Below are 9,701 nucleotides of genomic sequence, written 5' to 3'. Positions count from 1 at the left end.
CGCAGGGCTGCCTGCTCGGCCATGGCGCGCCTCCCTACAAGCACCAACAGCCAGCCCCCTCACTTGCCTCCCGCCCGCCTCACACGCCAGGCAACCTCAAACCCCGCATCTCGCGCAGTTCAACTAGGCTCGCGGAATGCGTGCTCCAGTCCTCGTGGCGGCCCTGCTCCTCCTGGGGGCCTTGCAGGTCCAGGCCGCCGGGGATGGCGCTGCCCGCCAGTACACGCAGGGCAGCGAAGGGTTCGTCTACATCAAGGACGTCTCGGAGCTCACGACCCGGGCGAGGAAGCACACTCGTGCCGCCTGGACGCCCATCTTCCAGCTGACCATCGAGCTGGAGAACCGTCTCGACGTGGAGGTGTTCGACCTGCAATTCGAGCTGACCTATCGCGCCAGCGGTTCGAGCCCCTACAAGGACCGCCTCCATGACGGCGTCATCATGGAGGCGCGCGCCCAGCGTCAGTTGATTCGTGGCTTCCCGATGGACGACTCGAAGCCCGTGGGCACGAATCCCATCCTGGTCAGCTACCGGTTGTTCGCGGACCCCGCCCGGAGCCCAGGCGTCACCCGGACGCTGCTGCTCCTCGCCAACTCCCGGGGGCAGCTGGACGTAGCCGTGGCGGCGAACCTCTTCCCGCACCTGGGGCCGGACGCGACGCTCGTCCGAGAGGAGGTGCGCGCCTGGGTGACAGGTGGGGTCGCGAAGCTGGACGCTTCAATCGGCGCCGGTATCGCGCCGATGTTTGCGCTGCGCTTGCTGGGGCGCGTGGGGACCGGAGAGGACGTTTCGCTCCTGCTCTCCGTGCTGAAGTCCGGGCAGGACTACCTGTCGGCTCGGGACTCGCTCAAGGCGCTGCATGCGAGCCTTCCGGGCCATCCCATGACGCAGCTGTTCGCCTCGGGCCCGACGTTGGACCGGGTGGTGGAGGACGCGCTCCGGGACATGCGGCCGGAGCTCTCCGCCCCGGCGTTGGTGGTGCTGGCCTACCAGGACGGGCCCCTTCGGAATGAGGCGCAGGCTGCGCTCCGGACGTGGAGGACGGAGACTCTCGTGGAGGCGCTGCGCGGGCTCAGGGCGGCGGAGGTGCTCCAGGTGCTCTGCGCGAGCCGCGCTCCAGAGGCGGTGCCGCTCATCGTCGGGCTGGGTGCGCAAGGAGTGGAGGGCGTGGACCTGAAGGCGTGCCTGTCCGCGCTGCCCGAGAAGGAGACCGTGGCCGCGCTGGTGGGGGCGCTCGGAGAGGACCTGGGGCCGCTGGAGGACACCGTCCTCTCCCTCGTGGAAGGCCGGGGTCGCACGGCGCGGGAGCTGCTGCGGGCCAGGGCCCTGAAGCTGGGACTGCCGGTGGGCACGGACCCGGCGACACTGGCGCGGGCGATCCATGCTCGCCTGACCTCACAGCGGGTCGGAGCGCTCCGGGCGACGCTGACGCAGGTGGAGGCCGCGCTGCGGGAAGGCCAGTTCGACACGGCGCTCTCGCTCCTGGACACGGCCTCGAAGGAAGCGCGGGGCCGCGAGGAAGTGGCGAAGGTTGTTGTGGCGCGGGCTCGGGCCGCCCAGGCGGCCGCCAGGGCGAAACAGCTGGAGCCCGTGGCCAGGGTGCTCAAGGGCATTCCGGTGCCGCGAGCCGGTCTTGAGCATCACGCCGACCTGGAGCCGGAGTTGATGGAGCTGATCCGAGTCCTCATGAGCCAAAGGGAAGAGCGGGAGGTGAGCGGCCGGCTCGACCGTATCGAGTCGCTGGCGAGGACCTCCAGTCGCCCGGAGCTGGCCCGGGTCTACATGACGTCCCTCGGGGAAGGGCGTCAGGACTGGGAGAGGGCGGCCTATGCAAAGCGGGCCCTCGCGCTGGATTCGGGCAATGTCTCCGCACGACAGCTCGTCGAGGAGTACGAGCGCGAGCAGGCCCATGCGCGATGGCTCCGCTCCATGGCCATCAACGCGGGGTGGCTCGTGTTGCTCGGGGTGTTCGCGTGGTTCTTCGTGTCCCGTCTGCGCGCGGCGGTGTGAGGGCCGAGGGACTGTCGTGCGTCCTGCTGGACGTCATCGAGTCAGGAGAACCGGGCCATGAAGGCGGCCAGGAGGGGCCCTCCGGCGCGGGCTTCGAGGGAGGTCTTCGGACCTCCTTCGGGGAGCTGCGTGCGGAGCTCCTCCAGAGCGGGCTTCATGGCGTCGAAGGCGGTGGTGGCCTCCGCGGCGTTGTCGAAGAAGCGGTGGTGCAGGAACCAACCCGCGACGGAGCAGGTGAGGGCGTGGAAGGAGCGGGAGTCGTCCACCTCGTAGGTGAGGCGCACCTGTCCGGCGAGCTCCTCGTCGCGAGCGATGGTGCCTCCCTGCGAGCCCATCCAGCCGATGGAGCCGCCGTCCTCAAAGGGCTTCCAGTCCGTGTCCCGCTGGCTCACCGCTCCACCTCGCGCTCAAGGGCCCGCGACATCATGCGTCCCACGATAAACCCCTCCGTTCAAGGGACAGACGCAGTGCACTTCCTCCCAGGGGGACTGGGAGCGGGTGAGCGAGCGCATGGGCAGGGATGCTCCGAAGTCCGAGGTGCCGCGCTGATACCCGATGCCCTGGAAGCGACGGGGTTGCACCCCGCGCAAGTGCTCCCCACGTTTGCTGCAAGGTTCCCCTGGCTGACGTCGTGCCGCCGGAGGGGGGCAGGCCCGCCGTGAAATAGTCTTCACGGCATCCGGCCTGGTCGAAGTCGAGACGTGGAGGCCCGCGTCATGCCAGCCGAACCGTCCATCACTTCGAGTGCCAGGGATTCCGAGGAGCCGAGAGTCGCGAGGGGGGACGAGCCCTCGGGCTCCGGCTCCGCCTACGAGAATGGGGAGCCGGGCGTGGGAACGGTGCCCAAGGCTCCCACTCGTTGGCGGCTCGCGCCCCTCTCTCGGGGACTGGCTGCGGGGAACCTGCTCGGTGGTGCGCTGTCGCTTGGCTACCTCATGTTCAAGAGCAAGCGCTCACGGCGCGGTGGAGAGCCGCGCCGGGGGGACGAGGGGGCCGAAGCACAGTCGTTCGCCGCCACTTCCCGAAGCGGGAGGGAGCGCGCACCGCACGCGCCGTCGACCGCCGTGCGACGAGAGGTGCAGGGCCCATCCGCACCTCGGCCCGCTGTTCCGCGACGAGGAGAGACGGGTGCGTCCGCACCTTCGCCCGCTGCCCCGCGACGAGGGGAGACGGGGGCGTTCGCACCTTCGCCTGCCCACGTTTCACGTCAGTACCGGCCAGGAGTCATGGCGCGCCTGGCCGCCGCGATTTCTCATCGGGGTGGGGAACGAGGCGTTGCTCGCTCGTCCACCGTTCCACGAACTTCCGAGGTCATCGCTCGACGTGGCCATGAGCGCGTCGGCGCACGTGAAGCGGCAGTTCCCCTGGTGCCATCGCCAGCAGCGGTGCGTGCCCCTTCCTCACGCCCCGTCGAGAGCAGGGATGGACGGAAGCGTTCGCTCATCCTGGTGGGTGGCGGCCTGCGTGTGGCGTGGCAGGCGGGAGCGATTCGCGCGCTGGCGGACGCGGGCGTCGTCTTCCAGCACGCGGATGGCACGTCGAGCGGCATCCTCAACCTCGCCATGCTGCTGTCCGGTCTGTCGCCCCAGGAGGTGTGTGATCGGTGGCGGACGCTCCCCGTGAAGGACTTCCTCTCCTTCGCCGCGCCCCGGAAGGCGGTGGACCTCCTCGACGTGGAGGCGCTCGGCGACGCGGACTCGCTCGTGCACCGCGTCCTCCCGCACCTGGGCGTGGACCCGTCCGCCATCCGCGCCAGCACCTTGCTGGAAGGCACCTTCAACGTCTGCGACTTCGCCCGCAAGGTGAACGAGGTCATCCCCCACACGCGCGTGGACACGGACCTGGTCGTGGCCGGGCTCTCGCCTCCCATCCTCATGCCACCCGTGAACCGGGACGGCACGCTCTACACCGACTCCCTGTGGATCCAGGACGGCAACCTGATGGAGGCGGTGCGCCGGGGCGCGGACGTCATCTGGGTGCTGTGGTGCCTCGGCAACACGCCCCGCTATGGCCGCGGCCTCCTCCAGCAGTACGCCCACCTGATGGAGCTGAGCGCCAACGGCGCCCTCTTCGAGCAGCTCGAGCGAATCCGGGAGCTCAACGAGCGAATCCTCGCCGGCGAAGAGGTGATGGGCCACCGCCGCCCCATCGCCGTCCACCTCGTGAAGCCCGAGCGCCCACTGCCACTCGACACGGAGCTCTACGACGGGCGCGCCACCTCCGCCTCGCTCATCGACATGGGCTACTCGGACACGTGGCGCTACCTCGCCGTGCGCGGTGAGCAGGGGCTGCCGCTCACCCCGGAAATCACCCTCACCACCGAGCCCGCTCCCGACCTGACCTTCCGCGAGTCGCTGACCGGGCCGTTCACCCTGGGCGCCACGGACCCGATGGCCGGAGCCCTCCAGCCCCAGGCCATGCCGCTCACCGTCCACTTCACCATCAGCGTCGACGACATGGACGCGTTCGTGAGCGACGAGCGCCACTCCGCGAGGCTGGTGGCCCGGCTCAGCTACGCGCCCTTCGGGCAGGACCTTCCCGTGCGGCAGGGCAGCTTCAACCTCTTCCGCTCCCGGGAGGACCCCCGCACGCGGCTGATGACCTATGGCCTGCGCTTCGCCCACGCCGGGAAGGATTACTACCTGGAGGGCACCCGGGCCATCCGCGATGCCCGAGGGAACGGGCTGTGGAAGGACACCACCCGGCTCCAGTGCCAGCTCCATGAGGGAACGGATGCTCGCGGCCGCATCGTCGGCGCCGGAGTCCTGACGATGGGCGTGGAGCAGCTGCTCCAGCTCATCTCCAGCATGCACCCGGCCCGGCGGGGAAGCGCGGGCCTGTCCGCCATGGCTCGCTTCGGGCGGTTCTTCCTCGGGCCGCTCTGGGACGTGTACGAGCCACGGGCCCGGCGGGGTCCGGCTCGTGAGCCGGTGATGGAGACAGGCGCACCCGCCGCTCCACCGCCCGGGTGACGGCGCTCCCTCCCGTATGGAGGAGCCAGGCACCCGGACGCAGGCCGCCACGGCGGCGTCACGGAGTCGTGTTCGCGCCTCCATCTGGAGGAGGTCCATCATGTCGGAGCCCCTGACTGTCGATGTGCGTGCCGTTCCGGGCAGGGCCCCCACGCCCCGGCCGCCCGGTCCCCCCAGACGGAGGATGGTGTCCTGGTACGACCCGAGCGTCCTTGCGAAGACGGGTCTCAAGGCGCTCCTGTCCGCGACCATCGGAAAGCAGGCGGATCGCCGGCTGCTGGACGCGGTGGCCTCGCCGCAGCCGTTCTTCTTCGACTTCTCCGTGGATGAGGCCGGGCGCCCGAGGGACGAGCTGTGGCTCGACTACGTGTCAGACATGGGCGACGGCTGGGACAGCACCTATGCCGTGGCCCTCGCCGTAACGCAGCCGGTGCTGACCTTGAAGGAACCGTCCGGCACCACCCACGAGACGCGGGGAGGCGAGGTGCTCGTCTTCGGCGGCGACGCCGTGTACCCGACCGCGAGCGTGGGCGAGTACCAGGCGCGCACCGTGCGCCCCTATGAGGCCGCGATGCGCCATGGCCGCGCGCTGCCGCACCTGTTCGCAATCCCGGGCAACCACGACTGGTACGACGGGCTGGTGTCCTTCCTGCGCCTGTTCTGCCAGGGCCGGCAGTCCTCCGCCTGGCGGACACACCAACGGCGCAGCTACTTCGCGCTCAAGCTGCCTCGGGGCTGGTGGCTGCTGGGCACCGACATGCAGCTGGAGTCGGACATCGACGGCGCGCAGGTGGAGTTCTTCGAGAACGTCGCGAAGAAGATGGACGACGCCGACCGAGTCATCCTCTGCAACGCGGAGCCCGCGTGGATCCACCAGCAGGTGAAGCCCCACGCCGGCCGGACCTTCCTCGACAACAACCTCGATTTCCTCCAGGAGATGGTGCTCGGCAAGAAGGTGAGCGTCTTCCTCGCGGGTGACCTGCACCACTACCGGCGCCACGAGAACGAGGAGGGGCGGCAGAAGATCGTCGCGGGCGGCGGCGGCGCGTTCCTCCACCCCACGCACCTGCCGCGCGTGGACTCGCGTCCTGACGGCTACACGCTCCAGCAGAGCTACCCGAACCGCGACGTGTCCCGGCGCCTCACCTGGCGCAACCTGGGCTTCGTCGGCCACAACCCCTGGTTCGGCGCGTTCATGGGCATCGTCTACGCGCTGCTGGGCTGGGGGCTGGCCGCGGAGCTCAACGCCACCGGGACGTCACACTCCCTGGCCTCCGTGCTGGCGGGGGCCATCGAGAACACCGGCTCCATGTTGATGGCGGCGGTGTTGGTGCTCGGGTTGATTGGCTTCGCCGATGGGCGCCGAGGCGCCTGGTGGAAGCGGCTGGCCGGTGGGCTCCATGGCGCCGCCCACCTCGTGGCCGCCCTGCTGCTGACGTGGGCCGCCTCCTCGCTGGCGGGGACCCTGGTGGGTGGAGCGGATACCTTGCGGCGGGACGTGGCCAGCGGACTGCTGCTGTTCGCCGGGGGATTCCTCGTGGGGCCGACGTTGATGGGCCTGTACCTGCTGGTTTCCCTCAATGTGTTCGGTTGCCACCCCAACGAGGCGTTCTCGTCACTGGCCATTCCAGACTGGAAGAACTTCCTGCGGTTGAAGATAGACAGGGAGGGGCGGCTGACGCTCTACCCGGTAGGTATCCGCCGCGTGCCCAGGGCCTGGACGCCCGGGGACACGGTGCGCGAGCCGGAGTGGGTGGCGGACCCGAAGGACACCCGGGCCACGCCCCCGGAGTTGATCGAGCCGCCCATCGTCGTCGGGCGGACGAAGGCCCCACCCACGAGGGTAGGGAAGGGGAGGACGGAACACTCGCTGGCGGGAGCGTTTGTGCCGGGGGACGCAACGTCCTAACCTGCCATGTCCATGAAGGCGATCCTCTTCTCCCTCTTCCTGCTGGGCGCGGCACCGGACGGCAACAACGCTCCGGCCCTTCCTCCCGAAGCGCTCGCGGCGCCGCCCGTCGCGGACGACTCGCCCACCGCGTGGGCCTGCACTGTCGATACCCTGCGCGCGGGAAAGGAGTGCGTCTTCGAGGCCGCGCTGTCCACCGGCAGTCCCAATGACGGCCAGGACACCGCCAATCGCAAGCTCCTCACGGACGTTGCCCGGGCCCTGTGCTCGGAGGCCGTGGGCGCCATTCGCGAAAGCCGCCCCGACGCGACGCTCACCGCACTGTGTGAGCGCCGCTACTCCGCCGCCGTGGACCAGTGCGGACTGGATGGCACCGCGTCCGTCATCGACGCCAAGGGCCGCTTCGCGCCGGGCGCTCGCGCCTGCTACCGCGCGCTGTCCAGCGTGCTGCAGGATGTGCAGACGATGGCCACCGTGGTCTCCCCGTGCTGCGAGTGCGCCGCTCGCGCGGGCTGCCCGGGCGGCAGCGGCGACCGCTGCTACTCCGATGTCTCCCAGCAGCTCGCTCCGCCCGCCACGCTCGCGTGCCTCAACGACCGGTGCTCGGACGCGTGCTCGATGGTGCTGCCGTCGTCGTCGTCCGCGCCCACCGTCCGGGAGCGCAACAAGTCCAGCTCCGGCTCCGCCTCGCTCTAGGAGTTCCTTCCATGCTCCGTCATCCCTGGATGCTCCCCACCTGGGCCCTGGTGGGCTCGCTCGCCGCCGGCTGTGGCGCTTCCGCATCGCACGCACACGTGACGTGGTCGGAGGCGCCGCCCCGTCAGGAGGTAGTGGCCGCGAAGCCTCCGCCCGAGCCGCCCGCGCCCAGCGCGGTGGCGGACCCGAAGGCCTTCGCCGCCCGTTTTCCGAATCCCGCCCTGTGCGAGGCCGCCGCGCGCCGGATACACGCCGACTCTCGCGAGGAGGGCTGGGCCGCGCTCAAGGCCTGCATCGAGCACACGCCCTTCACGCAGCTCAACGCGCTGCTGGGCCGTGCCTGGGCGGAGGACCTGCGCGTCCGGCCCGAGGGCGCGTCGCTCATCGCCCGCGTGGTGGCCCAGCGCGGGGGCAGCGTGACGGGCGAGCTGCAGTACCTCCAGGACCGGAAGATCCCCATCTTCTCGCTGTCGTCCGCCATGGACCGGCCGGACACCTACAAGGGTCGCTACGTCCTGCTGCGTGCCCGCGTGGCCGACCAGCGAACGGAGGGTGAGCGCCCCACGGTGTGGCTGGTGGAGCAGGCCCTCGGCTCCGTGGAGACGGACATGCCGGTAGGCTACGGCGAGCGCTCCGATACGGTGTCCTCCTTCTCCGGGGACCTGGACGGACAGACGCAGCTCACCGGGCCGGGACGCATCGGCGGCACGGTGACGTCACGCCAGCGCAGTGAGCGCCAGGTCACGCGGAAGCACTACGACAACATCTCCGACGAGACGGGACGCGAGGCGCTCGGGCGGCTGCCGCGCGCGGACCCGTTCCTGGAGACGCGCCGCGACTACGTCATCCTCGCCCGCTTCGACGGCATGCGCCTGACCTCGGGCGGCGCCGATGCGGAGGACGAGGCGACCCGCATCCCGGTGCTGACCATCGTCAGCTACCACCCGCCGCATCCGCTCGTCGTGTACTGAGGGGGAGCGGCCCCCTCCGCGTCGGAGGGTCTGAAGCGTCCGCCGAGTGCTGGCGCTCGGGAGCCCGGTCGGTAGATAAAAAACGAGGCGCCGGGGAGCACGCCCCGACGCCTCGTCCGGGTCGGCCCCGCGCCGACCCACTGCACTGTTGACGCTTCCGCGCGCTACTCCTGCTGCGCGTCGGTGAGCGTGAAAGCCTGCGTGAGGTCCCTGCCCGAACCCAGCTCCACCGTCACCGGGGCGCCCGGCGAGGTGGTGAAGCTCACGCCCTCGGGACCCGCCACGCTGAGCGAGAAGGTTCCCGGGATGAGGAACTTGAAGGTCGCCTCGAAGGTGCCGTCGCCGTTGCTGTCCACCAGCGCCAGCTCCTCGCGGCTGCCCGCGGCGTTGATCATCACCGCGCGGAAGTCGCCCAGCGTCACCTGGTGGTCGTCCACTACCGGCAGCGTCACGTCCGACGCCTTCGCCAGCGTCACGTTGAGGCTGCCCGACGCCGTCACCTCGGCGGCCTTGATGACCGGGCTCATCACCCAGCGGCCCGAGCCACCGGCCTCCTTGCCGAAGCTCTGCGCGACGTCGAAGTCCACCAGGAGGATCTTCTGCTCGCCCTCGATGGTGAGCTTCTCGGTGAACTTCACCTTCAGGCCCGACGAGCCATAGCTCGGCATGTGCAGACGGCCACCGACCACGGCGCCCTCCGGCAGCTCCGCGTAGTCGTCAGAGGACGCGAAGAGGGTGGTGCTGCCGTCCGCGTTCTTCGCCTCCACGTAGCCGCCGGTGATGACGAAGCGGATCTCGGAGTAGTTACCGTTCGGGACCACCGCGTCGGACACCAGCTCCGACGTCTTGTTGGCCAGCTCCAGCAGGCTCACCGTGACGGGCTCGTCGAGCAGCACGACACGACCACCCTTGCCGTCGTTGTCGGCCTTCTCGAGGTCGTCGCTGTCGTCGTCGTCCCCGCCGCCCTGCAGGTAGATCTCGGAGATGGTGACGACGGCGGTCTTCAGGTCGTCGCCCGGCGCGTCGGTCATCAACAGGGTGACCTTGCCCTCGCCGCCACCACAGCCCACGAGGGGCAGCAGGGCGACAGTCAGGAGGGCGGCGAAGCTCGAGCGAAGGCGCGGAATCAAAGGCATGGGGTCAGG

General features: G+C 70.1%; 7 protein-coding genes. 5 read left to right on the top strand and 2 right to left on the bottom strand.

The genetic code is table 11. From position 1 onward, the window contains the following. Positions 1 to 136 precede the first annotated feature (136 nt). Entirely contained in the window at positions 137 to 2,008 is a 1,872-nt protein-coding gene (locus G4D85_RS43540) for a hypothetical protein (RefSeq protein ID WP_164020190.1), read from the top strand. Positions 2,009 to 2,049: 41 nt separating this feature from the next. On the opposite strand, the gene G4D85_RS43535 is transcribed toward G4D85_RS43540, so the two are convergent. Then, entirely contained in the window at positions 2,050 to 2,400 is a 351-nt protein-coding gene (locus G4D85_RS43535) for a hypothetical protein (protein WP_164020189.1), read from the bottom strand. A gap of 993 nt (positions 2,401 to 3,393) precedes the next feature. Between G4D85_RS43535 and G4D85_RS43530 the strand changes: the two genes are divergently transcribed. From G4D85_RS43530 to G4D85_RS43515, 4 genes are all read left to right on the top strand, one after another. After that, positions 3,394 to 4,980 (top strand): patatin-like phospholipase family protein, encoded by a 1,587-nt coding sequence (locus G4D85_RS43530; protein ID WP_240359850.1) that lies wholly within the window; start codon positions 3,394 to 3,396, stop codon positions 4,978 to 4,980. A gap of 100 nt (positions 4,981 to 5,080) precedes the next feature. Further along, positions 5,081 to 6,889, top strand: coding sequence for a metallophosphoesterase (locus G4D85_RS43525; protein ID WP_240359849.1), 1,809 nt, complete (start codon positions 5,081 to 5,083; stop codon positions 6,887 to 6,889). A gap of 6 nt (positions 6,890 to 6,895) precedes the next feature. Next, positions 6,896 to 7,585, top strand: a complete 690-nt coding sequence (locus G4D85_RS43520) for a hypothetical protein (protein ID WP_164020187.1) — start codon at positions 6,896 to 6,898, stop codon at positions 7,583 to 7,585. An 11-nt stretch (positions 7,586 to 7,596) separates the two neighbouring features. Next, positions 7,597 to 8,556, top strand: coding sequence for a hypothetical protein (locus G4D85_RS43515; RefSeq protein ID WP_164020186.1), 960 nt, complete (start codon positions 7,597 to 7,599; stop codon positions 8,554 to 8,556). Positions 8,557 to 8,720: 164 nt separating this feature from the next. Here the strand turns inward: G4D85_RS43515 and G4D85_RS43510 are convergent, their stop codons facing one another. Beyond that, positions 8,721 to 9,692: a DUF4382 domain-containing protein gene (locus G4D85_RS43510; RefSeq protein WP_164020185.1), complete on the bottom strand. Its 972-nt coding sequence runs from the start codon at positions 9,690 to 9,692 to the stop codon at positions 8,721 to 8,723. Positions 9,693 to 9,701: the final 9 nt, after the last annotated feature.

The sequence above is a fragment of the Pyxidicoccus trucidator genome (assembly GCF_010894435.1).
GTDB classification, from domain to species: Bacteria; Myxococcota; Myxococcia; order Myxococcales; family Myxococcaceae; genus Myxococcus; species Myxococcus trucidator.
This window is presented reverse-complemented; position numbering and strand designations above follow the sequence as displayed.